The organism is Citrobacter sp. Cu233 (assembly GCF_030332225.1).
Classification (GTDB): domain Bacteria; phylum Pseudomonadota; class Gammaproteobacteria; order Enterobacterales; family Enterobacteriaceae; genus Citrobacter.
The window spans coordinates 15,083-38,398 of record NZ_JAOWIF010000041.1; the positions used below are offsets into that span (position 1 = coordinate 15,083).

Consider the following 23,316-nt stretch of genomic DNA (forward strand, 5'->3'; position numbering starts at 1 on the left):
CTCCTTACAGTGCGCATGACACGCAACCCTCAATTTCGGTTCCTTCCAGCGCCAACTGGCGTAACCGTATGTAGTACAACGATTTGATACCCTTACGCCAGGCGTAGATCTGTGCCTTGTTGATATCTCGAGTGGTAGCGGTATCGGGGAAAAAAAGCGTCAGTGAGAGTCCCTGATCAACATGCCGTGTCGCTTCGGCGTAGGTATCAATAATCTTCTGTGGGCCAATCTCGTAGGCATCCTGATACAGGGCCAAATTCTCGTTGGTCATAAACGGGGCCGGGTAGTAAACGCGCCCGGTTTTACCCTCTTTGCGAATTTCCACTTTCGATACAATCGGGTGAATGCTTGAGGTTGCGTGGTTGATATAGGAGATCGAACCGGTCGGCGGAACGGCCTGTAAATTCTGGTTATAGATGCCGTAGCGCATCACATCATCCCGTAGTTGCAGCCACATCTCCCGGGTTGGCAATGTAATGCCGCTCGTGGCAAACAGTGCGCGGACTTTCTCTGTTTTAGGCTGCCAGTCTCCCTGCAAATACTGGGAAAAGTACTCGCCGCTGGCATAGCGTGACTGACTAAATCCGGCAAAAGATTTTCCGCGTTCGCGGGCCAGTTTCATCGATGTATTCAACGCATGCCAGGTGATGGTGTAAAAATACAGATTGGTGAAATCCAGCCCTTCGGGTGAACCGTAGGCGATTCCTTCCCGCGCCAGATAACCATGCAGGTTCATCTGCCCGAGACCAATGGCGTGTGACGCGCTGTTCCCGGCTTCAATGGAAGGAACGCTGCGAATATGACTCATGTCCGAGACGGCGGTTAAGCCACGCACGGCGGTTTCAACGGTACGACCAAAGTCAGGTGAATCCATGGTATGGGCAATGTTCAGCGATCCAAGATTGCAGGAAATATCATGCCCTACCTGCGTATAGCCCAGTGCCTCATCATAGGTTGATGGACTGTTGACCTGTAAAATCTCCGAGCACAGGTTGCTCATATTGATGCGACCGGCAATCGGATTCACACGATTCACCGTATCTTCAAACATAATGTAGGGGTAGCCAGACTCGAACTGGATCTCTGCCAGTCGCTGGAAGAAGTCGCGGGCATTAATGTATTTTTTGCGCACGCGCGTGTCGGCAACCAGTTCGTCATAGCGTTCGCTGATCGCGATATCACCCAATGCTGTGCCGTAAAGGCGTTCTACGTCATATGGTGAAAAAAGCGCCATCTGCGCATTTTCTTTGGCCAGACGGAAGGTGATATCCGGGATCACCACGCCGAGCGAGAGTGTTTTGATGCGGATTTTTTCATCGGCATTTTCACGTTTGGTATCGAGAAAACGCAAAATATCGGGATGGTGCGCGTGCAGATACACCGCGCCCGCGCCCTGACGCGCGCCCAACTGATTAGCATAAGAAAAGGCATCTTCCAGCATTTTCATTATTGGGATCACGCCGGAAGACTGGTTTTCAATACGCTTAATAGGCGCTCCGGCCTCGCGCAGATTCGAGAGCAAAAATGCCACGCCGCCGCCGCGTTTGGAAAGCTGCAGCGCTGAGTTAACCGCCCGGCCGATGGACTCCATGTTGTCTTCAATGCGTAGCAGGAAGCAGGAAACCAGCTCGCCACGCTGCTGTTTGCCGCAGTTTAAGAAGGTTGGTGTGGCGGGTTGAAAACGACCAGAGAGCATTTCATCAGTGAGCTGCATGGCGAGCGCCTCGTCACCCTGCGCCAGGGTGAGTGCCACCATCGTCACGCGATCCTCAAAATCTTCAAGGTAGCGTTTGCCGTCAAAGGTTTTCAGCGTATAGCTGGTGTAGTACTTCCATGCGCCGAGGAATGTCTGAAAGCGGAATCCGCTGGCGTGGGCGTGGGCAAACAGCTTCACCACGAACGCGCGATCGTAGCGGGCTAAAACGCTTTCGTCGTAATAGCCTTCACGAATCAGCGTTTCCAGGCGTTCTTGCTGACTGGCAAAGACCACCGAATGGGGGCGGACGTGGGTAGCAAAAAAAGCCTCCACCGCCTGATGATCTTTATCGAACTGAATACGCCCGGTTTTATCGTACAGATTTAACATGGCGTTCAGGGCGTGATAATCCAGTGCTGGCTGGATTACGCGTTCTGCGGTTGTCGTTGCCAAAATTCGCTCACTCCTTTTCGAACGTTTTCGATATCGCTTTGCGTACCCATCAGCTCAAAACGATAGAGCCATGGCACGCCGCATTTTTGTGAGACGACCTCACCCGCACGCCCATAAGCCTCGCCGAAATTGCGATTGCCAGAAGCGATCACGCCACGGATTAATGCCCGGTTATGAGGATCGTTTAAAAAGCGGATCACCTGACGCGGGACTGCGCCTGCGGTACCGCCGCCGCCGTAAGACGGCACGATTAAAATGTAAGGCTCGTCTACCCGGATCCTCTCGCGTTCATTAAGCGGAATGCGGATGGCGGGCAGCGCCAGACGCAGCACAAAGCGGTGCGTATTTTCGGAGCTGCTGGAGAAGTAGACGAGCGTCGTCATGCGCTGACCACGCGTGGTTCCGGGCGCAGGCGATTGATCATGTCCGGGCGAAATCCTGACCAACGGGTTTCACCTGCCACCACGACAGGCAACTGACGAAAACCTTGCTCGCGCAGGGTATCTGCCAGTTCAGGCTGCAAATCGACATTCACCATCTCAAAGTCAAAACCACGGCTTTCCATTGCCCGCTTTGTGGCATGGCACTGAACACAGTTATTACGAGTGTAAATAATAATACGCATGATTCGTATTTCCATTTAAAGGTAAAAGAGCGATGCATAGTGAACATCGGTTTATGTGTGTGCTGATAGAGAAGATACTAGATGTAGATGAAAGAAGATTCAACCATACAAGATATGGGAATTTTGGCGGGGTGATGTTCAAGGCGATGCGTGGGGGCGAGGGGGCTTGTTGCCGGATAGGGCTATCCGGCGACCGATAAATTACATGCGCATACCCACCGCCAGGCGGTTAAAGCAGTTCATCAGGCTAATGGCGAACGTCAGATCGCTTATCTCTTTGGCGCTAAAATGGTCAAGCAGCGGCAGATAAACAGCGTCTTCGGCGTGCGTAGAGGCGATATGAGTGACGGACTCAGCCCAGGCCAGCGCCACTTGCTCCCGCTCACTGAAATGGTGGCTAACCCGCCACCCTGCCAGTGCATCCAGTTTGGCCTGTTCTACGCCAGACTTGCGCAGCGCTTTGCTGTGCATTTCAAGGCAAAATGCGCAGCCGTTGATTTGTGAAACCCGCAGGTAAATCAGTTCCGTCAGCGTGGGTTCCAGTGCGCAGTTTTCCAGCGCTTTGCTTGCCAGAACCAGGGCGTTATAAATTTCAGGGCTGAGTTCATAATAGGGCTGGCGTAACATTGTCATGGTATTGCTCCTCATTTGGATGACCTGCAATGTAGCACTATAATGGTCTGCTAAAGAGAACCATATTCTTACTTAAAAAGCAGACCATAAATGCCGCGCTACCAGCAAATCGCTCGTCAGTTAAAAACCGCCATTGAGAAAGGGGAGCTTAAGCCTGGCACACGATTGCCATCCAGCCGAACCTGGTCTCAGGAGCTTGGCGTTTCACGCTCGACGGTGGAAAACGCCTACGCTGAGTTGGTGGCGCAGGGTTGGCTTACGCGACGCGGGCAGGCAGGAACCTTTGTCAGCGAGCAATTGCGACTGGAAACCTCGCCCGCCACCCCTGCCGTATTCGCCGGAGAAAACGACACACCACAGCTCTTTCAGATGGGATTGCCTGCCCTCGATCTTTTTCCACGCGATATCTGGGCACGGGTAATGGGGCGACGTTTGCGTACCCAAACACGTTTTGACCTTGCAGTGGGGGATGTTTGCGGTGAACGGCTGTTACGCCAGGCGATAGTCGATTACCTGCGAGTGTCGCGCAGCATTGAATGTCTACCGGAACAGGTTTTTATTACTTCGGGTTATGCGGCATCAATGATGTTGATCCTGCGCACGCTGGCAAAGCCCGGTGAAGGGATGTGGGTTGAAGATCCCGGTTTCCCGCTCATCAGGCCAGTGGTCGCGCAGGAGAGTGTGGTACTGATGCCTGTTGCGGCTGATGCCGATGGCCTTGATGTCAGTGCCGGGATCCGTGACTACCCACAGGCGCGTTTTGCCTTGCTGACACCCGCTCACCAAAGCCCACTGGGCGTGGCGCTTTCTCTGGCTCGTCGTCATCAGTTGCTGGAATGGGCTGACCGCGCACAGGCGTGGATCATCGAAGATGACTACGACAGTGAGTTTCGTTACCACGGCAAACCGCTACCACCGCTTAAAAGTCTGGATGCGCCGCAGCGAGTGATTTATGCGGGTACGTTCAGTAAATCGTTATTTCCCGCTTTACGCACCGCCTGGCTGGTGGTTCCGCTGACTCAGGTCGCACATTTTCGCCAACAGGCCGCGCTAACAGCTTGCAGTGTGCCGGTTTTATGGCAACAAACGCTGGCCGATTTTATGCGCGACGGTCATTTCTGGCGGCACTTAAAACGTATGCGCCAGCATTATGCCCAACGGCGTCAATGGATGGACAGCGCCCTGACAGAGCAGGGTTTTAGCGTGGTGCCACAAGAGGGCGGGATCCAACTGGTGATCGCCGTGGCGGGGGATGACAATGCGTTAGTACGCAAAGCGAATCAGGCCGGGTTGGCGGTTCAGGCCTTAAGCCGATGGCGCATCACCTCAACAGGTCAGGGAGGAATATTACTGTCATTTACCAATATCCGATCGGCAGAAATGGCGCAGCAGGCTGCATATCAACTCCGGTTGGCGCTGACATAAATTTGCGTTGTTCTTAAGATATTCATCTCACCGTCTGCACTCGTTTATGGACTTTTCTGAAAGCGTTGCTAATGCTGAATCAGGTAAGGTAAGCCCGCAGTAAAAGATAACGAGGAAAATAATATGTATTTACGACCTGATGAGGTGGCGCGCGTACTTGAAAAAGTGGGCTTTACCGTTGATGTAGTCACACAGAAAACATACGGTTATCGACGTGGCGAGAATTATGTATACGTAAACCGTGAAGCGCGGATGGGACGTACCGCATTGGTGATTCATCCCACGCTAAAAGAGCGTAGTTCTTCACTGGCAGAACCGGCCACGGATATTAAAACCTGCGATCACTATCAGCAATTCCCGCTTTATTTAGCCGGCGATACTCATGAACATTATGGTATTCCACACGGCTTTAGCTCGCGTATCGCGCTGGAGCGCTATCTGAATGGGTTGTTTGGCGACGTGAGTTCAAACTGATAACGCGACTGGCGGTGCCAGTCGCGATGATATGTTGCTAAGCTTTAGCCTGGTGGTAGCTGCTGACCTTAAACAGGCGGCGGCAATAATCAAGGAAGTAGCCATATACTGCACCCATCAGCATTGAGACCACGATGTTTGAACTTACCGCAGCCGTGATCTGGTGCCAGTCTGCGCCAACCGTCAGCAGAATAATCACATACACCGGTGACTGGAATGTGACATAGGCCAGTACATCCGCCAGATTTTTTGCCCATCCTGCCTGCGTGGCTTTGCGTGCCGCGCGCATAAACAAATCGCGGTACATACCGTATGGCCAGGCGATCAGGATGTTGACGGGGATGGCGACCAGTCTGGAATACAGTGACTGTTCGAAGCTCATTCCTGAAAGGAATATCTCGATCAACATGTTCACGACAGAACAATAAACAACCATCGCGAACGTGTCTGCTACAGCATGACGCAAGCGTGACTGCGGAGAGAACATGTTAATGCTCCTTGTAAAAAGGGGAAAAAAGGTTTTCAATACCTTTGTTGCTAGTGATTTGTCTTGTTGCTTTCGCGTTTTAATAGGATATCTGCCTGCATAATAACTAGCAACTAGCTTAAAATTTTTATTTATTGCCTTTTTGTCGATAAAATGCTCTGTGATGGTTTGTTTTTTGTTCGTTTTGGCATTTTCGTTGTCATGTAAATTAAAATGATTAAAAATCAATAGGTTGCTTTGACTTGTTTTTCTGAACTTTTTGCGCTCCTTTTTGAATGCTGACGAATATTTCGCATATCTACCGCAACGCCTGTGCGATGCCTGTATTGGTTTATCTGGTGCAGCAGTGGGATATCCCGAAGTCTATTTATTCTGGTTTTTGGCCGAATATAAAATATCGGTGACTAAAGAATATTGTATGACAAGATAAATAATAATAGTGGTTGTCGTTTTAATATCTTGCGACAAAAAAGAGACTGGAAAAAGAAAAAGTACTCGCATACAATTTGCCTCGTAATACCGATTTTTGTTTTTGCGTTAAAGAGGTTTTATTAATATGAGTTCAATGTTAAAAAACTTAAATAATATTCGAGCGCTACGTGTCATGGCGCGTGAATTATCCGTTGAGGTTCTGGATGATATGCTGGAAAAACTCCGGGTAGTCACCAAAGAACGACGTGACGAAGAAGAACAGCTGCAGCGCCAACGTGCAGAACAGCAGGAAAAAATTAATACACTGCTGGCGATGATGAGAGCTGATGGGATTGATCCTGAAGAACTGCTGAGCATGTCGGCGGCAACGTCGCGTTCGGTTAAAAAGCGTCAGCCACGTCCGGCGAAATACCGTTTTACGGATACCAATGGTGAAATCAAAACATGGACTGGACAAGGCCGCACGCCGAAGCCGATTGCGCAGGCGCTGGCTGCCGGTAAATCTCTCGATGATTTTTTGATCTAATATCAATGCGGTGAGGGGAACCTCACCGCTTATTTTCAGCAGACGCCGAAATCGCCTTCTTCAGAATATCGCGTGACATCAGCTGTTTTTAGGGTGTATTTTTCGCCGCTTTCATTGCTGGCTTGTACAGCCACAATTTGTTCGTCTTTCACTTCGACAACTTTCAGTTTTGGTCCGCCCATACGCGGTTGCACCACATCGCCAGGTTTAAACATATTGCGCTCCTTTCTTGATCACAAAACCCACCATAGATCACGTCAATCGGCGGGTACAGCGCTGTTTCTTCTATTACCGCTTAATGAGTACGTCGGTTCCAGGGCATTTTGTCGAGCAGTCGCGCCATACCGCAGAAGCCAGTTACACCCGCAAGTACCAGCCCTGCACCGACAAAACCGCTGAGTAAGAAGAAGCCGCTGTTAACGGCGTAACCGAGAATGACGCCAAGCAAGGCAAGGCTGCCTGCGGCAATCTGCACCTGACGCATTAGCGGCAATGGTTGTGAGCTATCTTTCACAACCGGCAGACCTGCTGCTTTCCAGCCGTCGAGCCCCCCCTCAAGCAGCCAGACCTGTGCCGGCGCGGCGGCGGCATTCAATTTTGCCGCCGCATTTTGTGTACGCTTGCCTGACTGGCAGTGAAAAATAATGCACTCAGCCCGTAAGTTTGCGGGGAGTGAACCCTGCTCCAGGGTGGATAACGGTGCCAGGTGCGCCACGGGGATATGCTCGTACAGATACTCGTCAGCGTTGCGGATATCAATCAGTTTTGCGCCCTGAGCCAACAGCGTCTGCGCTTCGTGGGGGGAAATCATCCCAATGGTCATAGTGGTTCCTTATGGGCAATACAGTGTTTTTAATGTGGCGATCAGCGAATTCACGGCCGCATTTTTAATGGAGTAAAGGATGCGCTGGGCATCACGCTGGCTGTCTATCAACCCCTCTTCACGCATTCTTGCCAGATGCTGAGAGGTGGCCGATGCACTAAGACCAGTAACGCGGGCTAACTCTCCCGCGCTGGTACCCGGTGAGCCACAAAGCATGCACAAAATCAGTAACCGTTTGGGATGACTCATCGCTTTGAGCAAGGTGGCAGCCTGTTCTGCGCTGGCCTGCAGTTGTTCAAGTTCAGTCATATGTATTTTAGCATTTCCTAAGTTAAGTTAATTCTAAAGTAAATGCGCGTCGTACGCCAGCGTAAAGAGCGTAAAGGAGGGTAAAACAGCAGGGGAAGCCAGGCAGAGTTGGATAAACTCACTAACCTTAGATTTCTATGAAATGATTATTTTTTTTGCTTGTAGGGAGTGTGTATGGGTTTCTGGAGAATCGTTTTTACTATTATTCTGCCGCCGCTTGGCGTGTTGCTGGGGAAAGGATTCGGCTGGGCGTTTATCCTCAATATCGTTTTGACATTGTTGGGCTACATCCCAGGCCTTATCCATGCCTTCTGGGTGCAAACACGTCACTGATAGTCGTCACCGTAGCGGTGCAATCGCGCCGCTTTCCTTACCGCCTGTTCTCCTCTGCTACACTTTCTGGTGCTGCTTGTTAATCATCGAGGTGAATATGGGACTCTTCAATTTCGTGAAAGATGCAGGTGAAAAACTCTGGGATGCGGTTACCGGAAACCATGACAGCGCGGAGCTGGTGAAAAAAGTGCAGGAGCATCTGAGCAAAACCGGTATTCCGGATGCAGATAAAGTGGACGTCCAAATTATCGAAGGTAAGGCAACCGTTTCTGGCGATGGATTAAGTCAGGAGGCGAAAGAAAAAATCCTGATTGCTGTCGGTAATATCTCCGGTATCGCCAGCGTGGACGATCAGGTTACAACTTCTGCGCCGGCGAGCGAAAGTCAGTTTTATACCGTAAAGTCAGGCGATACGCTGAGTGCGATTGCCAGGCAGGTTTACGGTAATGCCAATCTGTACAATAAAATATTCGAAGCCAATAAACCGATGCTAAAAAGCCCGGATAAAATCTACCCCGGCCAGGTTTTGCGTATTCCGCAAGAATAATGATATTCAGATCTATTCCGTCAGTAATTTGCCGGACATGGCTTGCTGAATAATGGGAATTGGCGTCAGCAGATGCTGGCGCATTAACTCGCTGGCGCGTGCGGCATCGCGCGCCAGAATAGCGTCGGTCAGCGTTTGATGCTGATCGTGCTTATCTTCCAGCATCTCTACCGACAGCACCGTTTTACGCAACCAGATGAAACGGTATCGTGCCGCCAAATCAAACAGTCGTTCACGCATTTGCAGCAGATATTGCGAGCCACAGCCAGCAACAATCGCCGTGTGAAACGCCTGATGACGCTGATCCCACTCATCAAGCATCTGCTCGCTGGCGTCAACGGCCTCCAGCTTGCCGAGCATATGCGCGCGTGCCAGAATCTCTGCTTCCCAGGCGTCGTCGCCGCGCGCGATAGCCAGACCCACCAGCATGGCTTCCATATTGGCGCGGGCATCGAAAATATCGAGTAACTCTTGCCCGGACATCGGTGCCACCCGATACCCTTTCTGATTGACCACCGTGACCAGTCGCTCTGCAACCAGTTGCGAAAGCGCTTCGCGTAGTGGCCCAACACCCAGTTCATAACGTGAGGTCAGCAGGCTCATACGCAGTTTCTCATCAGGCTGATATATACCGCGGATGATATCGTTCTTCAGCCAGCGGTACCCATCAATGGCCGTCGGTTGGGAAATGGCGGTCATGGTCTTACTCCTGAATAAATGTCCCGGCCTGCGCCGGGATCAGATTTAATGCGTATTTTGCAACGGTGCTTTTTGCCACGATAGCAGTTTTTTCCAGCGTGACATAATGGGTACGGTGCAAATAATCGCGATGGCGAGTAGCCCGGTCGAAACCACCTCCAGCTGTTGCGCCGGACGGAAGAGCATCACCACTAATACGAAGACAATAAAGGCGATCACCAGCCAGGTAAGCCATGGAAAGAGCCACATTCTCAGCTTAATTTCACCGCCTTGCGCCAGCAGGATTTTGCGCATCCGTAACTGAGAAATAGCAATCACCAGATAGACCAGCAGTGCGATGGCGCCGGAACTGTCGATCAGAAACTTAAATACTTTGGCCGGCGCGTAATAATTGACGATCACGGTGAGGAATGCCGCTCCGGTAGAGAGTAGTACTGCCACGTACGGCGTTTTGCTGCGGTTTGTTTTACCCATAAAGGCTGGGGCATCGCCGCGACGGCTCAGGGAATAGAGCATACGGGATGACGTATATAGCGCTGAATTCAGGCAACTGGTTACCGACAGCAAAATGACGCAATCCATGATCAGCCTGGCATATGGAATATGCAGTAACTCCAGCACCGAGCGGTACGATCCCACCTCTTTCAGCCCCGGCATGTTCCATGGGATCAGCGCGACTACCACGAAAATGGAACACAGATAGAAAATGGAGATACGCCAGATGACCGAATTCGTGGCGCGCACGATGTGTTTATCCGGGGTGTCGGATTCTGCGGCGGCAATGGTGACAATTTCAGCCCCCATAAAGGAAAACATGGTGATGAGCATCGCACTGAGTACTGCGCCAAAACCATTGGGCATAAAGCCGCCCTGATCCCACAGTCGTGAAACGCCGCTGACCTCCGCGTACGGATAAAATCCGCTAATCGCTACCGCACCCAGGGCGATGAATGCCAGAATGGCAATCACTTTACACAGCGCCAGCCAGAATTCAAACTCGCCGTAATTTTTGACGCTCAGCAAATTACTGCCGGTTAATGCCAGGGTGATAACCAGGGAAAACAGCCAGATAGGCACTCCAGGGATCCATGAATGCAGGATGATGGCCGCAATATTAGCCTCCAGTGGGATAACCAACACCCAGAACCACCAGTATAGCCAACCGATGGTATAACCAGCCCACGGCCCGATAGCCTTATCGGCATAGGTGGAAAAGGAACCGGTATCTGGGGTGGCGACGGCCATTTCGGCCAGCATGCGCATAATCATCACCACCAGTAACCCGGCGAACAGATAGGCCAGCAGCACAGCCGGACCGGCTTCGGCAATCGCGACGCTTGAACCTACAAATAAACTGGCGCCGATAACCCCGGCAATGGACAACATGGTGACGTGGCGTGATTTCAGCCCGCCCCCTAAATCATGTGATTGTGACACTTGCCCCATCTTTAAACCTCTCGAAAGTATTTCACTTGGGAGAGCACCCCGGCATTCCCGCGCCGGGGCACGCGTATTATTGTTATTGACCCTGTTTACCGGATGGCGGCTCCGCCTTATCCGACCTACGGATTGCGTTTTTTATTGGCAGAATGTGGTGTTAAGCCTGCTTCGCCTCGGCAAAACACTGAGCAATAATGTCCAGACCCTGACGGATTTGTGCCTCTTCAATGGTGAGTGGAACAAGGATGCGCAGCACGTTGTAGTACGGTCCGCAGGAGAGCAGGATCAACCCTTTGTCACGTGCACGCGCGACAACGTCGGCGGTCAGTTTGGCATCGGGCCTGGTGTGGTCGCCGTCTTCGAACAACTCAATGGCAATCATTGCGCCCAGCCCGCGAACATCACCAATCTCGCGGTGCGTTTCCGCAATGGCCAGCAGACCATCGCGCAGGGTTTTGCCCAGGTCGTTCGCCTTTTGCAGCAGGTTTTCCTGCTCGAAAATGTTCAGCACTGCCAGCGCGGCGGCACAGGCAATCGGGTTACCGGCATAGGTGCCGCCCAGACCACCCGGTGGGACGGCGTCCATCACCTCGGCGCGTCCGGTGACGCCGGCCAGCGGGAAGCCACCGGCGATGGATTTTGCGAAGGTGGTCAGATCCGGGGCCACACCCATTTGCTCCATCGCAAACAGCGTACCGGTACGACCTGCGCCGCTCTGCACTTCATCGGCAATCAACATTATCCCGTGTTCGTCACAAATTGTGCGCAGGCGCTGCATAAAGGCCGGGGAGGCGGCGTAAAAACCCCCTTCGCCTTGTACGGGTTCAATGACGATAGCGGCAATATCTTCCGGGGCCGCGTCGTTTTTGAAAATACGGTGGATGCTGGCAATCGCATCGTCATCGCTGATACCGTGCAGCGCGCAAGGGTACAGCGCACGATACACATGACCCGGCATCAGCCCCATGCCAGCAGAGTACGGGTTCACTTTCCCGGTTAATGAGAGGGTGTAGTGGGTACGGCCATGATAGGCACCGCTAAAGGCGATGGTCCCGGTTCGTTTGGTGGCCGCGCGGGCGATTTTCACCGCATTTTCCACGGCTTCAGAGCCGGTGGTGACCAGCAGGGTTTTCTTGGCGAAATCACCCGGTACTTTTTGGTTCATAATTTCACACAGCTCGAGGTACGGCTCATAGGCCAGCACCTGGAAGCAGGTATGTGACAGTTTTTTCAACTGCGCTTCTACCGCAGAGACAATCTGCGGATGCAGATGACCGGTATTCAACACCGCAATACCGCCAGCAAAATCGAGGAACTCACGGCCTTCAACGTCCCAAACCCGGCAGTTTTCTGCGCGTTCGGCAAAAATCGGGTGGATTTGTCCTACGCCACGAGGAACGGCGTTGCTGCGACGTTGCATGAGTTCTTTATTGGTGCTCATCAGGTGTTCTCCAGTATTTATTTTATTAAAGGCCAATACACATATATTTGATTTCTAAGTAGTCTTCGATGCCGTACTTCGAACCTTCGCGGCCAAGACCGGAGGCTTTAATGCCGCCAAAGGGGGCAACTTCATTTGAGATGATGCCGGTATTAATACCGACGATGCCGTACTCCAGCGCTTCACCCACGCGGAATACCCGGCTGAGATCACGGGCGTAGAAGTAGGCCGCCAGCCCAAACTCGGTGTCGTTGGCTTGTGCAATGACGTCAGCTTCATCTTTAAAGCGAAACAGCGGCGCCAGCGGGCCGAAGGTCTCTTCTTTGGCGACCCTGGCAGTATTGGGCACGTCCACCAGAATCGTGGGCTGGAAGAAGTTGCCGCCCAGTGCGTGAGCCTTACCTCCCGCTACGATGCGTGCGCCTTTATCCAGCGCGTCGGCGATGTGTTCCTGCACTTTTGCGACGGCTTTTTCATCGATCAGCGGTCCGGTGGTGACCTGCGGATCCAGACCGTCACCGAGGTGCAGTTTGTTCACCGCCTGCTGGAGCTTGTCGGCAAACTGCTCATACACGCCGTCCTGAACATACAGACGGTTGGCGCAAACGCAGGTCTGCCCGGCATTACGAAACTTCGATGCCAGCGCACCTTCCACGGCTTTATCAAGGTTGGCATCGTCAAAGACGATAAACGGCGCATTGCCGCCCAGTTCGAGTGACACCTTCTTGATATCTTTGGCGCACTGCTGCATTAGCTGGCGTCCAATCTCAGTGGAGCCGGTAAACGACAGCTTGCGTACCAGCGGGTTGCCAGTCAGCTCATTACCAACAGCACTGGCTGAACCCGTCACGACGCTGAAAACACCTGCCGGGATCCCGGCGCGATTGGCCAGTTCAGCCAGCGCCAGCGCGGAGTACGGCGTCTGGCTGGCCGGTTTGAGTACCATCGTGCAGCCTGCCGCCAGCGCCGGACCGGCTTTACGGGTGATCATTGCGGAAGGGAAGTTCCACGGTGTGATAGCGGCGGTAACGCCGATCGGCTGTTTGATGACGATCAGACGCTTATCAGCTTGATGGCCTGGAATGGTGTCGCCGTAAATACGTTTGCCCTCTTCGGCAAACCACTCGATAAATGAGGCGGCATAAGTGATTTCGCCTTTGGCTTCCGCCAGCGGTTTACCTTGTTCGAGGGTCATCAGGCGGGCGAGATCGTCCTGATGCTCAATCATCAGATTGAACCAGCGACGCAGGATATTGGCCCGCTCTTTAGCGGTCAGCGCCCGCCATGCGGGTAGGGCGCGATTAGCGGCTTCAATGGCTTCACGGGTTTCATCGGCCCCCATTTTCGGTACGCTACCCAGTTGCTGACCATTCGCGGGGTTGGTCACCGCGAGGGTCTCGCCGCTGTTGGCGTCACGCCAGTGACCGTCAATCAGTGCCTGCTGGCGAAACAAGGTGGGATCGTTAAGTTGCATGATTGCTTCCTGTCGTAAAAAGGTTAACGGGTAAAGGCGGCGTGTAATGTCTCCACGCTACGTGCCGCACGCAGCGTGCGTCCGGGATTGCTCTGGTTTTCCAGCAGGGCGTGAACTTTGCTGACGATATGCGCGCCGATAGGGAGAGCCGACGTTGCCGCCGGAGACGGGGCGTTACAGGTGTGAATTGAACGCGGCGTAGTGACAAACAGAAAATCGTCGATCAGCTTGCCGTCCGGCGATACCGCCTGTGCCCGCACGCCTGCAGGCCACGGCTGCAGATCGTTAAGCGTCAGGCTCGGGCAGTATTTTTGTACCAACCGCAGATAGCCGCTTTTGCACAGCGAATTTTTCATTTCGCCAAGCCCGGATCGCAGATTGTTTTGCAGCACGCGGCGGATGCCGGAAGAGCCGAGGATCTCCAGCGTATCGCTGAGCGAGAAGTCGCGTTTACGGTAGCCTTCGCGTTTAAACGCCAGCACCGCGTTGGGGCCGACCGTGACGCTGCCGTCGATCATGCGGGTAAGATGCACGCCGAGAAACGGCATCGCCGGATCGGGGATTGGGTAGATCAGATGATTAACTATCTGGTTATGTTCTGACGCCAGGCGGAAGTATTCGCCACGGAACGGACAGATGATAAAACCGGGCTCGACGCCAAGCATTTTCACCAGCCGGTCAGCCATCAGCCCGGAACAGCTAATCAGCGTCGCGCCCTCATATTCCTGGCCCTGACGGGTATGCACAATCACGCCCGCGGCGTGCTCTTTCAGTGCGCTGACTTCGGCGTTATAAATAATCTCGCCGCCTTTGGCCTGGAAAATCTTCGCCATCGCGGTGGTCACTTCACGGTAGCTGACTATCCCACTTGAGGGGACAAAAATGCCGCCCAGTCCGGTAATGTTCGGCTCACGCTCACGCAATTCTTCGGCGTTTAACCACTCGCGCTCTAAACCGTTAGCGGCGGTGCGATCCCAAAGCGCACGCATGCGCTCCATTTCCAGCTCCGAGGTGGCAACCAGCATTTTTCCGCAAACGTCATAGCGGATGCCGTTTTGGTCGCAAAAGGCTTTGGTGGCGCGATTTCCGGCCAGGCAAAACTGCGCCTTCAGGCTGCCGGGGGTGTAATAAACCCCGGCATGAATCACGCCGCTGTTGTGGCCCGTCTGGTGACAGGCCGGGCCGGACTCTTTTTCCAGCAGCGCGATTTTGGCGTCCGGATAGACATCAATCAGTTGCATGGCGGTCGACATGCCGATAATGCCGCCGCCAATAATCACAAAATCATACATCCGCTTAATTCCTTCGCGCTTACTGATGGGTCTGGTAATGGTGGGTGGCGTAGGCAAAATAACCACGCTGGCGCATCAGTTCGCGACGCAGGTCAGGATGCGAGGTGAAGCGGTCGCGACCGTGTAGCCAGAACAGGTTGTTGATCAGCAGGAATTTACCGACAGATACCGGAACGGAAAGAATGTTCTTGCTGGTTTCCAGCGCATCAGACAGGTCGCTCAGCCAGACGCCTTCTTCATAATCCTTCGGCTGGACAAACTGGTCGATGTAGCGCATCACCGGGCGGCCCTGCTGGTCGACGTCAAACACTGGATGAAACACGTCCTGGCTAACGTTTTTGCTTGGCGGTGCGGCAAAGCGCATGGCACGGCGTGCCAGCGGGTGGGTAAAGTACTGATCCAGATGTTCCCAGTCGTCGAGATGCAGCAGCAGCGAGTTTCCGCCGGTCATGTTCTGCTCGTCGATTTTCATCATCAGCACGTAGTCGGTGATTTCTTCGAGGTAGGTACCGTCGTTATGTAGCTCCATGACACGGTGCGGCTGACGCAGGTAGCTGTCGGAGTTATCGACGTTTTTCACCACGAAGCGCGCATAGTACTGACCGCTCATCGCATCAAAATTGGAGCGCCCGATAAGATGGGCGACGGCTGTCGCCAGTTTGACCATCTCCTCCGCCTGCGCCACGTCATCAACGCCCACGGCGTTGATCAGCAGCGCACCTTCAGCGCGGTCCAGCAGCGTTTTTAGCAGCAGCGGCTGCAACTGATTACCGCACAGATCGTCGAGGATATTCGCCACTTTGAAACGCAAGAAAGATTTGTATTCCAGCGCCTGCACCGGCCACTGCGCGACGGCTTGCAGAAATTGCTCCGTAGTCTCAGCACAGAAAGTCAGCTCCAGTAAGCGTGGAGACTGGGCTGATGGTTTCAGCGTGAAGCCGCTGTAGTGTTGGGCTGGATCTTCAGCGTTCGGTTGTACGGCAGTCAGTGCGTTCATCAGAATCGATCCTCTCAGTAGATTGTCAGGGAGACATGGCGATGCTCGTTTCGTAGCCATAAATTAAAAATATCTACATTTTTGAAAAACGCGCACAGAATGCGCTTGTTTGTTTATTATTTGTGATCAAAAGCAACAAATATTTAACATTATAAACGGTGAGGTTAAATGAAAAACGCGGAAGATAAACAGGAGAATGTTATTTAAAAACAGAGGATTAATAATACCGCCGCTGATGGGGGGCAGCGGCAGTAAAAATGTTAGTAACCGACTTTATAAATACGTCCGGTTTGAATGCCTTCCACGCTGCGGCGGTAAGCGTTGGCCACCGTTGCCGCTGGCACGCTTTCAAAGCCAGGGAAGAATCCATCGTAGGCTTCAGCAGATTCACTCAGTACGGTCGGGCTAATCAGGTTAATGCGCAAACCGCGTCCTAACTCGCAGGCTGCTGCGCGCACAAATCCTTCCAGCCCGGCATTTATGGTCGCGGCATTTGCCCCTTGGGCAATGGGCTCATGGGCGATAATGCCGCTGATCAGCGTAATAGAACCGCCATCGTTCAGGTAATGTTGCCCGGTCAGGGCCAGACGCACCTGGCCTAATAACTTATCCTGCAGACCCTGATTAAATTCACTGTCAGTCATCGTCGATAGCGGGCCAAAGAACAGATTGCCGGTGGCGGAAACAATAGCATCCACGCGTCCTGTTTTTTCAAATAGCGCCTGTACGCTCTCTTGTGAGGTGATATCGACCTGGTAATCACCCTGCGTGCGGCCCACGCGGATAACCTCATGTTTACGACTCAACGTCTCTGTGACTGCACGACCCACTGTACCGCTGGCACCAATAATGACGATTTTCATAACCACCTCCGCAATAGTGTGAGCCGCTATTCTTTAATGAAAATGAAATCAGATAAACTGGCTAAAAGTTAGATGATTACTAACCAGAGGTTTGTAATATGGATAAGCTGCGCGGCATGGAAACGTTTATCGCGGTGGTGGAAAGTGGAAGCTTTACCGGCGCGGCAACGCGACTGGAGATATCAGCGGTGATGGTGGGGAAATATATCGCGCTGCTGGAGGCGCAACTCGGTACGCGTTTGCTGGAACGTAACACCCGTCGCCAGAGCCTGACTGACGCCGGGCGCGTCTATTTTGAAGAAGCCCGGCGGGTAGTGGAACAGGTATCGATAGCTGAACGCTCGGTGGAGCGACTGCGTTTGGCCCCGGCGGGGACGTTGCGCATCAGCGCGCCCACCTCCTTTGGCGCGTGTGTTATCTCGCCGCTGGCTGCGGATTTTTTGCAAACCTGGCCAGAAGTACGTATTGAGCTGGATCTGACCAACCGAATGGTGGATCTGGTCGATGAAGGGGTCGATCTGGCGATCCGCATTGGTGATATTCATCAGACGGATGTAGTGGCGAAATATCTGTGTCCGTACCGTATGGCGATCTGTGCCTCGCCGGACTATCTTGCCAGACACGGCACACCACGAACGCCCGCGGATCTGGTGGATCATCTGTGTTTGTCGCATACCGTGTGGACGGCACGTAACGAATGGATACTGCCGGGTATGGAAGGTGAGGTCAGATGGAAACGCGATGCGATCCTGCGGTGTAACGATGGTCATGGTCTGCGTATGGCGGCGGTCGCGGGTGCGGGTCTGCTGTTACAGCCGGAAGTGCTACTGGCAGAAGAGCTTGCCAGCGGCAAACTGGTGAGGGTACTGGAGGGCTTTACGCCAGAGCCGCGACCGATTCATCTGTTGTGGCGACAGGATCTGCGCCCACTGCCCAAGCTGACGCAGTTTGTTGAACATGTGCTGGAAGGAACGCAGGGGCTACGCGGAAACTAAAAATGCCGGATGGCGCTGTGAACTGCGCCATCCGGCAATTTGTTAGCCGATATCCACCTGCGGCTTATTGTTGCGTTTGCGGATCAGGCGCAGTACTGGCGGGATAACGATAACCATCACCGCCATCACCAGCAGGACTTTCGCCACGCCGCTGGCCCACAGAATATCCATGCTGCCATTACTGATGGACAGGGCCCGACGCAGGTTCTGCTCCAGCATTTCCCCCAGTACAAAGCCTAAAATTAACGGCGACATCGGGAAGTGCATTTTACGCAAAATGTATCCCAGTACGCCGAGACCGACCATCAGTACCAGATCGAAGGTGGTGCTGTGCACGGCATACACACCGACCGCTGAGACCGCCGCAATGGCCGGAACCAGGAACCACAGCGGAATGGTCAGCATGCGGGTGAACAGACCGATTAACGGGATGTTCATGACCAGCAGCATCACGTTCGCAATCAGCAGCGCCGCGATCAGTCCCCAGACGATATCCGGCTGTTCGGTGAACATTGCCGGCCCTGGCGTGATGTTGTACAGCGTCAGCGCACCCATCATCACTGCCGTGGTGCCGGAGCCCGGCACGCCGAGCGTCAGCATTGGGATAAACGAGCCACAGGCCGAGGCATTGTTGGCCGCCTCCGGTGCGGCCACGCCGCGAATGTCCCCTTTCCCAAAGCTGTCGCTGTTACCGCTGAGTTTTTTCTCCGTCATGTAGGTGATAGCACTGGCGATGGTGGCCCCGGCACCGGGCAGGACGCCGACGAAAAAGCCAATCACCGACGAGCGCAGCGTGGCGCCCACGCACTGCGCGCCTTCTTTGGCGTTGAACATCATGCGGCCCGTTTTACGCACCAGCGCCTGACCGCTGCTGGTATGTTCCAGCATTAATAATATTTCTGAGACAGAGAACAGCCCAATCACCACCACGATAAACTGCACGCCGTCGGAGAGATGGACACTGTCAAAGGTGAAGCGATAAACCCCGGTGTTGGCGTCTACGCCGACGGTCGCAAGGCCAAGACCGATAAGCGCTGCCAGAAATGATTTCAGTGGATTCTGTGCCATCATGCTGCCGAGACAGGCAATGGCGAAGACCATTAAGGCAAAGTATTCTGCAGGACCGAATGACAGCGACCATTGTGCTAACGCCGGGGCAAACAGAATGATGCCGCCGATGGCGATGAGCGAACCAAAGAACGAGCTGACCGCTGAGATAGAAAGCGCTACGCCGCCGCGTCCCTGTTGGGCCATTGGATAGCCGTCAAGGGCGGTCATAATGGCTGCCGCATCGCCAGGAACATTGAGCAGGATAGAGGAAATGCGCCCGCCGTATTCGCAGCCGATATAAACAGTCGCCAGCAGGATCAGTGCAGACTCCGCAGGCAGATGCAATGCGAAGGCCAGCGGCAGCAGGATCGCCACGCCGTTGATTGGCCCCAGGCCCGGCAGCAACCCAACGATGGTGCCGACAAAGCAGCCGATCAAGGCGATAACCAGGTTTTCCGGTGTCATCGCCACCGCGAAACCCTGAGAAAGATAAATCCAGGTATCCATCGTTTCTCCGTTAACCCAGCCAGGCGCCGAGAGGTAAGGTGACGTCAAGCAGTCGATCGAAGGCATACCACAACAGAATGCCGAGAACCGACCCGGAAATACCCGCTGCCGGGATGGTGGCCCCGAACAGCAGGCCGATCACCACGGTGAGAATGGCTGTGGCAATGGGGAATCCCAGCCATTCAAAACCCCAGGCGTACATAAACAGAATAATCACCATCGTCAGCAGCTTTTGCAGCACGTGGCGGCGAGGCCAACTGATGGTGTCCGGGTGGCGCAACAGCAGCGCGACGGCACACAAGAGCATCAAGCTGATAATGCCCAGCGGAAAGGGGCGTGGCCCGACGGGTTCATAGCTGTATTCGCTGCTGATTTGCCAGGCCACGAACAGCCCGGCTATACAGAGCAACAGCCAGATACCCGCAAAAATACGATCGCTCATCATGGTTGCCCCTGTGCTTATTTAGCCAGACCAAAGGCTTTTGCCTGCTCACGATAATCCGTGACCTGTTTCTTCACGTAGGCGTCGAGTTGCTTCCCGCTCATGTTGAATTCAAACAGGCCGCGCAGATCGCGTTGCTTTTTAAATTCATCGGTTTGCTGGAGTTTGTTAAAGGCGTCTACCCACCATTGATATTCGGCATCGCTGACTTTTGGCCCAACGTAGAAACCACGAATAATCGGCCAAACAAGGTCATAGCCCTGCTCTTTGGCGGTGGGCACATTGGCTAACTGACCCGGCAGACGTTCATCAGAGAACACCGCCAGTACGCGGATTTTGTCGCCGTTGAGATACGGCACCATTTCACTGAGATCGCCGGAGACGACCTGGACGTGATTGCCCATCAACGCGGTGACCGGCTCGCCGCCGCCTTCAAAGGCGACATAACGCATTTTGTGCGGATCGACGTTGGCTTTTTGCGCCAGCAGCGCCGACTTCATCCAGTCCTGACTGCCGATAGAGGCGCCTGCGCCAATCACCACGCTGTTGGGATCTTTTTCCATCGCCGTCAGCAGGTCTTTCAGCGTCTTCCACGGGGAATCACTACGCACGGCAATCATGCCGTAGTCGGTGCCTACACTCGCCAGCCAGCGCACATCATCAACGCCATAGCGGCCAAATTTTCCCTGCGACAGGTTCAGCAACGAACCACCAGAGAACGCCACTACGGTTCCGGCTTCGGCAGGACGTTGCGCGACGATGGCGTTATACGCCACAGCCCCCACGCCGCCTGGCATATAGGTCACGCGCATCGGTTTTTCGATGGCGCCAGTTTCCATCATGCTCACCTGAATCAGCTTACAGGTGAGGTCGAACCCACCGCCGGGTTTTGCCGGGGCGATACATTCGGTGCGCGAGGGCGCTTGTTCCGCCAGAACAGAGGTACTCATCAGTAACATGCTTGCAGTAAGTGTACGAAATAATTGTTTTTTCATTGTTTATCCTCACGCCGGAAAACCGGATTTTCGGGTACGGAAGAAGATTTTTGTGATTATGTGAGCCGATGTGTAGCAGTTCGGTTGCGTGATTGTTAAAACATTAACCTTTCAATTCCCTTTCAATGCGGCAGAAACTTTACAGGATGTGATATGCGTCTCTTATTAGCGGAAGATAACCGTGAGCTCGCTCACTGGCTGGAGAAAGCGCTGGTACAAAACGGTTTTGCCGTTGACTGCGTTTTTGACGGTCAGTCGGCCGATCATCTTTTACATAGCGAAACCTACGCGCTGGCGGTGCTGGACATCAATATGCCGGGACTGGACGGCCTTGAGGTGGTTCAGCGGCTGCGTAAGCGCGGGCAGACGCTGCCCGTTCTGTTGTTGACGGCGCGCAGCGCGGTGGCGGATCGGGTGAAGGGACTCAACGCAGGCGCGGATGACTATCTGGCAAAACCGTTTGAAATTGAAGAGCTTGATGCCAGGCTACGGGCCTTGTTGCGGCGTAGTGCAGGCCAGGTGCAAGGGATACAGCAACTGGGAGAATTGGCGTTTCACGATGAAGGTTACTTTCTGCTGCAGGGACAACCGCTGGCGCTTACACCGCGTGAGCAGGCCCTGCTGACAGTACTGATGTACCGTCGACTGCGCCCGGTTTCACGTCAACAGTTGTTTGAGCAGGTTTTCAGTTTGAGCGATGAGGTCAGCCCCGAGAGCATTGAGCTGTATATCCATCGGTTGCGGAAGAAGCTGCAAGGGAGCGACGTGCGTATCGCGACGCTGCGTGGCCTGGGTTATGTGCTGGAACGCTGCGATGAGGTGGGTTAAGCCCCAGTCGTTGTACCTGCAACTGCTGATGTTTCTCGGGCTACCGCTGCTGTTGTTGTGGGGACTCTCGGCGTTTAACAGCTACGTTAGCGCATTACAGGCCGCGACGCAGGCGTATGACCGGACGCTGCTCTCATCGGCCAGAACGGTTTCAGAGCGGCTGGTCGTGCGCAATAAACACCTGGAAGTCAACGTGCCGTGGGTGGTACTGGACAGCTTTGAACTGAATATGAACGACAGGCTGTATTACAAGGTGGTCGATCCTGCGGGGAAGGTTATCTCGGGTTATGACGATTTACCGGCCATGCCGCCCGCGACCTCGCGTACCCGGCTGTATCCGGCGTTAGCGTGGTTTTATCATACGGAATATCGCGGTGAGGCGATCCGCGTGGCACGCCTGCTCCAGCCGGTCAATGAGGGCGGGATTGTTGGCATGGCCGAAATTTATGTTGCCGAAACGCTGCAATCACGTCGTTATCTGGCGCGGCAACTGCTGTTTTCCTCATGGGTGTCACAAGGTCTATTAGTACTCCTGACGCTGGTGCTGGTCGGTTGGCTGCTACGTCGGGTATTGCGCCCCATGCGCCAGTTGTCATCGCTTATGGTTCGCCGCGAACCAGGACTGCTGACGCCATTGCCGGAGTTACTGCCGTGGTCGGAAACCCGTCTGCTGATTGTCGCATTCAACCGCTATATCGACCGACTGCGGGGGCTTATCTCCCGCCAGGAGCGCTTCAGCGCAGATGCTTCCCATCAGCTCAAAACACCACTGGCAGTGCTAAAAACGCAGGCGGCAGTGGCGTTGGCGAGCCCTCAGCCGCAACAATGGTATGAGAGCTTACAGGCGATGAGTTCAACGCTGGATAACACCATTCAACTGACGGAAAGGTTGTTACAGCTTTCAGCGGTGAAGCGTAAAGAGCAGGGGGAAAGGCACTTTTCGCCCGTTAATCTGTATGACGTGGTGCAAACCAGCTGTTTTACCCGTCTGGCGCAGGCTCGCAGTAAAGCCATCGATCTGGGATATGAGGGAGAGCAGGAGGCGCTGTGGATTGAAGGGGATGAGGTGCTGCTCGGTGAACTGTGCGGAAATCTGCTGGATAATGCGCTGAAATATACGCCAGTACAGGGCGTGGTGACGGCGCGTTTAGTACGCGAGGGGGAGGCCGTGGTGCTGGTGGTTGAAGATAGCGGGCCAGGTATTGATGAGCAACGGGTGCATCAGGCGCTGTTGCCGTTTCATCGCCTGGATAACGTCGGCAATGTCCCGGGCGCAGGGATAGGCCTGGCTCTGGTCAACGATATTGCGCGTCTACACCGCACACACCCGCAGTTGTCGCGTAGCAATACACTAGGGGGGCTGAGCGTACGAGTCCGATTTTTAAGCATCACGATCTGATGTCTTTATTTCTTTGGTACAGATTATTCTCAGTAAATTGCAAATAATAAAGTTAATTATCATTGTTATTTTAACAATAACGGTGTGTGATTTATTGTTTTTATTTGTATTGTGACACCGTTAATTAATTT

Annotated in this window: 26 protein-coding genes; 8 read left to right on the forward strand and 18 right to left on the reverse strand. The window is 53.6% G+C overall.

Features of this window, described 5'->3' with window-relative positions:
* Nucleotides 1-4 precede the first annotated feature (4 nt).
* From nrdE to OGX95_RS17950, 4 genes are all read right to left on the reverse strand, one after another.
* Entirely contained in the window at nucleotides 5-2,149 is a 2,145-nt protein-coding gene (gene nrdE / locus OGX95_RS17935) for a class 1b ribonucleoside-diphosphate reductase subunit alpha (RefSeq protein ID WP_286630438.1), read from the reverse strand.
* On the reverse strand, nucleotides 2,122-2,532 hold the full coding sequence (nrdI, locus tag OGX95_RS17940; protein ID WP_286630439.1) for a class Ib ribonucleoside-diphosphate reductase assembly flavoprotein NrdI: 411 nt from the start codon (nucleotides 2,530-2,532) through the stop codon (nucleotides 2,122-2,124). The genes nrdE and nrdI overlap by 28 nt, the downstream gene beginning before the upstream one ends.
* Nucleotides 2,529-2,774: a glutaredoxin-like protein NrdH gene (gene nrdH / locus OGX95_RS17945; RefSeq protein ID WP_286630440.1), complete on the reverse strand. Its 246-nt coding sequence runs from the start codon at nucleotides 2,772-2,774 to the stop codon at nucleotides 2,529-2,531. Before nrdH ends, nrdI begins: the two co-directional genes overlap by 4 nt.
* A gap of 201 nt (nucleotides 2,775-2,975) precedes the next feature.
* Entirely contained in the window at nucleotides 2,976-3,407 is a 432-nt protein-coding gene (locus OGX95_RS17950) for a carboxymuconolactone decarboxylase family protein (protein ID WP_286630441.1), read from the reverse strand.
* Between the two features lie 90 nt (nucleotides 3,408-3,497).
* On the opposite strand from OGX95_RS17950, the gene pdxR reads away from it, so the two are divergent.
* Nucleotides 3,498-4,832, forward strand: coding sequence for a MocR-like pyridoxine biosynthesis transcription factor PdxR (pdxR, locus tag OGX95_RS17955; RefSeq protein WP_286630442.1), 1,335 nt, complete (start codon nucleotides 3,498-3,500; stop codon nucleotides 4,830-4,832).
* A 123-nt stretch (nucleotides 4,833-4,955) separates the two neighbouring features.
* Entirely contained in the window at nucleotides 4,956-5,306 is a 351-nt protein-coding gene (locus OGX95_RS17960) for a DUF2002 family protein (protein ID WP_005122944.1), read from the forward strand.
* Between the two features lie 37 nt (nucleotides 5,307-5,343).
* Here OGX95_RS17960 and alaE read toward each other — a convergent pair whose 3' ends face one another.
* Nucleotides 5,344-5,793, reverse strand: coding sequence for an L-alanine exporter AlaE (gene alaE, locus OGX95_RS17965; RefSeq protein ID WP_003037259.1), 450 nt, complete (start codon nucleotides 5,791-5,793; stop codon nucleotides 5,344-5,346).
* A 556-nt stretch (nucleotides 5,794-6,349) separates the two neighbouring features.
* Here alaE and stpA point away from each other — a divergent pair.
* Nucleotides 6,350-6,751 carry a DNA-binding protein StpA gene (gene stpA, locus OGX95_RS17970; RefSeq protein ID WP_286630443.1) on the forward strand — a complete coding sequence of 134 codons (402 nt, stop codon included), beginning with the start codon at nucleotides 6,350-6,352 and terminating at the stop codon, nucleotides 6,749-6,751.
* A 35-nt stretch (nucleotides 6,752-6,786) separates the two neighbouring features.
* Here the strand turns inward: stpA and OGX95_RS17975 are convergent, their stop codons facing one another.
* The 3 genes from OGX95_RS17975 to OGX95_RS17985 all read right to left on the reverse strand — a co-directional run bounded on the left by OGX95_RS17975 (nucleotide 6,787) and on the right by OGX95_RS17985 (nucleotide 7,883).
* On the reverse strand, nucleotides 6,787-6,966 hold the full coding sequence (locus OGX95_RS17975; protein ID WP_286630444.1) for a GDFGVC terminal motif YodC-like protein: 180 nt from the start codon (nucleotides 6,964-6,966) through the stop codon (nucleotides 6,787-6,789).
* 80 nt (nucleotides 6,967-7,046) lie between these two features.
* A complete protein-coding gene (locus tag OGX95_RS17980; RefSeq protein ID WP_286630445.1) occupies nucleotides 7,047-7,574 on the reverse strand; it encodes a rhodanese family protein in 528 nt (175 codons plus the stop codon).
* A gap of 9 nt (nucleotides 7,575-7,583) precedes the next feature.
* On the reverse strand, nucleotides 7,584-7,883 hold the full coding sequence (locus OGX95_RS17985; RefSeq protein ID WP_286630446.1) for an ArsR/SmtB family transcription factor: 300 nt from the start codon (nucleotides 7,881-7,883) through the stop codon (nucleotides 7,584-7,586).
* Between the two features lie 174 nt (nucleotides 7,884-8,057).
* Between OGX95_RS17985 and OGX95_RS17990 the strand changes: the two genes are divergently transcribed.
* Both OGX95_RS17990 and lysM read left to right on the forward strand, forming a co-directional pair.
* Nucleotides 8,058-8,216: a YqaE/Pmp3 family membrane protein gene (locus OGX95_RS17990; protein ID WP_286630447.1), complete on the forward strand. Its 159-nt coding sequence runs from the start codon at nucleotides 8,058-8,060 to the stop codon at nucleotides 8,214-8,216.
* A 97-nt stretch (nucleotides 8,217-8,313) separates the two neighbouring features.
* Nucleotides 8,314-8,763: a peptidoglycan-binding protein LysM gene (gene lysM, locus OGX95_RS17995; protein ID WP_286630448.1), complete on the forward strand. Its 450-nt coding sequence runs from the start codon at nucleotides 8,314-8,316 to the stop codon at nucleotides 8,761-8,763.
* Between the two features lie 12 nt (nucleotides 8,764-8,775).
* On the opposite strand, the gene csiR is transcribed toward lysM, so the two are convergent.
* The 7 genes from csiR to OGX95_RS18030 all read right to left on the reverse strand — a co-directional run bounded on the left by csiR (nucleotide 8,776) and on the right by OGX95_RS18030 (nucleotide 16,969).
* Nucleotides 8,776-9,462, reverse strand: a complete 687-nt coding sequence (gene csiR / locus OGX95_RS18000; protein ID WP_286630449.1) for a DNA-binding transcriptional regulator CsiR — start codon at nucleotides 9,460-9,462, stop codon at nucleotides 8,776-8,778.
* Nucleotides 9,463-9,507: 45 nt separating this feature from the next.
* Nucleotides 9,508-10,908: a GABA permease gene (gabP, locus tag OGX95_RS18005; RefSeq protein ID WP_286630450.1), complete on the reverse strand. Its 1,401-nt coding sequence runs from the start codon at nucleotides 10,906-10,908 to the stop codon at nucleotides 9,508-9,510.
* 151 nt (nucleotides 10,909-11,059) lie between these two features.
* Entirely contained in the window at nucleotides 11,060-12,343 is a 1,284-nt protein-coding gene (gene gabT, locus OGX95_RS18010) for a 4-aminobutyrate--2-oxoglutarate transaminase (RefSeq protein WP_286630451.1), read from the reverse strand.
* 25 nt (nucleotides 12,344-12,368) lie between these two features.
* Entirely contained in the window at nucleotides 12,369-13,817 is a 1,449-nt protein-coding gene (gene gabD, locus OGX95_RS18015; RefSeq protein ID WP_286630452.1) for an NADP-dependent succinate-semialdehyde dehydrogenase, read from the reverse strand.
* Between the two features lie 23 nt (nucleotides 13,818-13,840).
* The gene (gene lhgD / locus OGX95_RS18020; RefSeq protein WP_286630453.1) at nucleotides 13,841-15,109 is read right to left on the reverse strand and encodes an L-2-hydroxyglutarate dehydrogenase; all 1,269 of its coding nucleotides are present in this window, start codon (nucleotides 15,107-15,109) and stop codon (nucleotides 13,841-13,843) included.
* Between the two features lie 19 nt (nucleotides 15,110-15,128).
* Nucleotides 15,129-16,106: a glutarate dioxygenase GlaH gene (gene glaH, locus OGX95_RS18025; protein WP_286630454.1), complete on the reverse strand. Its 978-nt coding sequence runs from the start codon at nucleotides 16,104-16,106 to the stop codon at nucleotides 15,129-15,131.
* Nucleotides 16,107-16,366: 260 nt separating this feature from the next.
* Nucleotides 16,367-16,969 (reverse strand): short chain dehydrogenase, encoded by a 603-nt coding sequence (locus tag OGX95_RS18030; protein WP_271457235.1) that lies wholly within the window; start codon nucleotides 16,967-16,969, stop codon nucleotides 16,367-16,369.
* A 98-nt stretch (nucleotides 16,970-17,067) separates the two neighbouring features.
* On the opposite strand from OGX95_RS18030, the gene OGX95_RS18035 reads away from it, so the two are divergent.
* Entirely contained in the window at nucleotides 17,068-17,964 is an 897-nt protein-coding gene (locus tag OGX95_RS18035) for a LysR substrate-binding domain-containing protein (RefSeq protein WP_286630455.1), read from the forward strand.
* 42 nt (nucleotides 17,965-18,006) lie between these two features.
* Here the strand turns inward: OGX95_RS18035 and OGX95_RS18040 are convergent, their stop codons facing one another.
* From OGX95_RS18040 to OGX95_RS18050, 3 genes are read right to left on the reverse strand one after another with little or no spacing between them, the layout of a single operon-like run.
* Nucleotides 18,007-19,521 (reverse strand): tripartite tricarboxylate transporter permease, encoded by a 1,515-nt coding sequence (locus tag OGX95_RS18040; protein WP_286630456.1) that lies wholly within the window; start codon nucleotides 19,519-19,521, stop codon nucleotides 18,007-18,009.
* Between the two features lie 10 nt (nucleotides 19,522-19,531).
* Entirely contained in the window at nucleotides 19,532-19,966 is a 435-nt protein-coding gene (locus OGX95_RS18045; RefSeq protein WP_286630457.1) for a tripartite tricarboxylate transporter TctB family protein, read from the reverse strand.
* Nucleotides 19,967-19,980: 14 nt separating this feature from the next.
* Nucleotides 19,981-20,958 (reverse strand): Bug family tripartite tricarboxylate transporter substrate binding protein, encoded by a 978-nt coding sequence (locus tag OGX95_RS18050; RefSeq protein ID WP_286630458.1) that lies wholly within the window; start codon nucleotides 20,956-20,958, stop codon nucleotides 19,981-19,983.
* Between the two features lie 153 nt (nucleotides 20,959-21,111).
* Here OGX95_RS18050 and tctD point away from each other — a divergent pair, with 153 nt between their 5' ends.
* Both tctD and OGX95_RS18060 read left to right on the forward strand, forming a co-directional pair.
* Nucleotides 21,112-21,786: a transcriptional regulator TctD gene (gene tctD, locus OGX95_RS18055; RefSeq protein WP_286630459.1), complete on the forward strand. Its 675-nt coding sequence runs from the start codon at nucleotides 21,112-21,114 to the stop codon at nucleotides 21,784-21,786.
* Nucleotides 21,773-23,185 (forward strand): sensor histidine kinase, encoded by a 1,413-nt coding sequence (locus OGX95_RS18060; protein ID WP_286630460.1) that lies wholly within the window; start codon nucleotides 21,773-21,775, stop codon nucleotides 23,183-23,185. The genes tctD and OGX95_RS18060 overlap by 14 nt, the downstream gene beginning before the upstream one ends.
* Nucleotides 23,186-23,316: the final 131 nt, after the last annotated feature.

Coding starts and splice junctions, on each gene's coding strand:
- nrdI (WP_286630439.1), bottom strand. CDS start 2,532: ATGACGACGCTCGTCTACTTCTCCAGCAGCTCCGAAAATACGCACCGC.
- nrdH (WP_286630440.1), bottom strand. CDS start 2,774: ATGCGTATTATTATTTACACTCGTAATAACTGTGTTCAGTGCCATGCC.
- OGX95_RS17950 (WP_286630441.1), bottom strand. CDS start 3,407: ATGACAATGTTACGCCAGCCCTATTATGAACTCAGCCCTGAAATTTAT.
- pdxR (WP_286630442.1), top strand. CDS start 3,498: ATGCCGCGCTACCAGCAAATCGCTCGTCAGTTAAAAACCGCCATTGAG.
- OGX95_RS17960 (WP_005122944.1), top strand. CDS start 4,956: ATGTATTTACGACCTGATGAGGTGGCGCGCGTACTTGAAAAAGTGGGC.
- alaE (WP_003037259.1), bottom strand. CDS start 5,793: ATGTTCTCTCCGCAGTCACGCTTGCGTCATGCTGTAGCAGACACGTTC.
- stpA (WP_286630443.1), top strand. CDS start 6,350: ATGAGTTCAATGTTAAAAAACTTAAATAATATTCGAGCGCTACGTGTC.
- OGX95_RS17975 (WP_286630444.1), bottom strand. CDS start 6,966: ATGTTTAAACCTGGCGATGTGGTGCAACCGCGTATGGGCGGACCAAAA.
- OGX95_RS17980 (WP_286630445.1), bottom strand. CDS start 7,574: ATGACCATTGGGATGATTTCCCCCCACGAAGCGCAGACGCTGTTGGCT.
- OGX95_RS17985 (WP_286630446.1), bottom strand. CDS start 7,883: ATGACTGAACTTGAACAACTGCAGGCCAGCGCAGAACAGGCTGCCACC.
- OGX95_RS17990 (WP_286630447.1), top strand. CDS start 8,058: ATGGGTTTCTGGAGAATCGTTTTTACTATTATTCTGCCGCCGCTTGGC.
- lysM (WP_286630448.1), top strand. CDS start 8,314: ATGGGACTCTTCAATTTCGTGAAAGATGCAGGTGAAAAACTCTGGGAT.
- csiR (WP_286630449.1), bottom strand. CDS start 9,462: ATGACCGCCATTTCCCAACCGACGGCCATTGATGGGTACCGCTGGCTG.
- gabP (WP_286630450.1), bottom strand. CDS start 10,908: ATGGGGCAAGTGTCACAATCACATGATTTAGGGGGCGGGCTGAAATCA.
- gabT (WP_286630451.1), bottom strand. CDS start 12,343: ATGAGCACCAATAAAGAACTCATGCAACGTCGCAGCAACGCCGTTCCT.
- gabD (WP_286630452.1), bottom strand. CDS start 13,817: ATGCAACTTAACGATCCCACCTTGTTTCGCCAGCAGGCACTGATTGAC.
- lhgD (WP_286630453.1), bottom strand. CDS start 15,109: ATGTATGATTTTGTGATTATTGGCGGCGGCATTATCGGCATGTCGACC.
- glaH (WP_286630454.1), bottom strand. CDS start 16,106: ATGAACGCACTGACTGCCGTACAACCGAACGCTGAAGATCCAGCCCAA.
- OGX95_RS18030 (WP_271457235.1), bottom strand. CDS start 16,969: ATGAAAATCGTCATTATTGGTGCCAGCGGTACAGTGGGTCGTGCAGTC.
- OGX95_RS18035 (WP_286630455.1), top strand. CDS start 17,068: ATGGATAAGCTGCGCGGCATGGAAACGTTTATCGCGGTGGTGGAAAGT.
- OGX95_RS18040 (WP_286630456.1), bottom strand. CDS start 19,521: ATGGATACCTGGATTTATCTTTCTCAGGGTTTCGCGGTGGCGATGACA.
- OGX95_RS18045 (WP_286630457.1), bottom strand. CDS start 19,966: ATGATGAGCGATCGTATTTTTGCGGGTATCTGGCTGTTGCTCTGTATA.
- OGX95_RS18050 (WP_286630458.1), bottom strand. CDS start 20,958: ATGAAAAAACAATTATTTCGTACACTTACTGCAAGCATGTTACTGATG.
- tctD (WP_286630459.1), top strand. CDS start 21,112: ATGCGTCTCTTATTAGCGGAAGATAACCGTGAGCTCGCTCACTGGCTG.
- OGX95_RS18060 (WP_286630460.1), top strand. CDS start 21,773: ATGAGGTGGGTTAAGCCCCAGTCGTTGTACCTGCAACTGCTGATGTTT.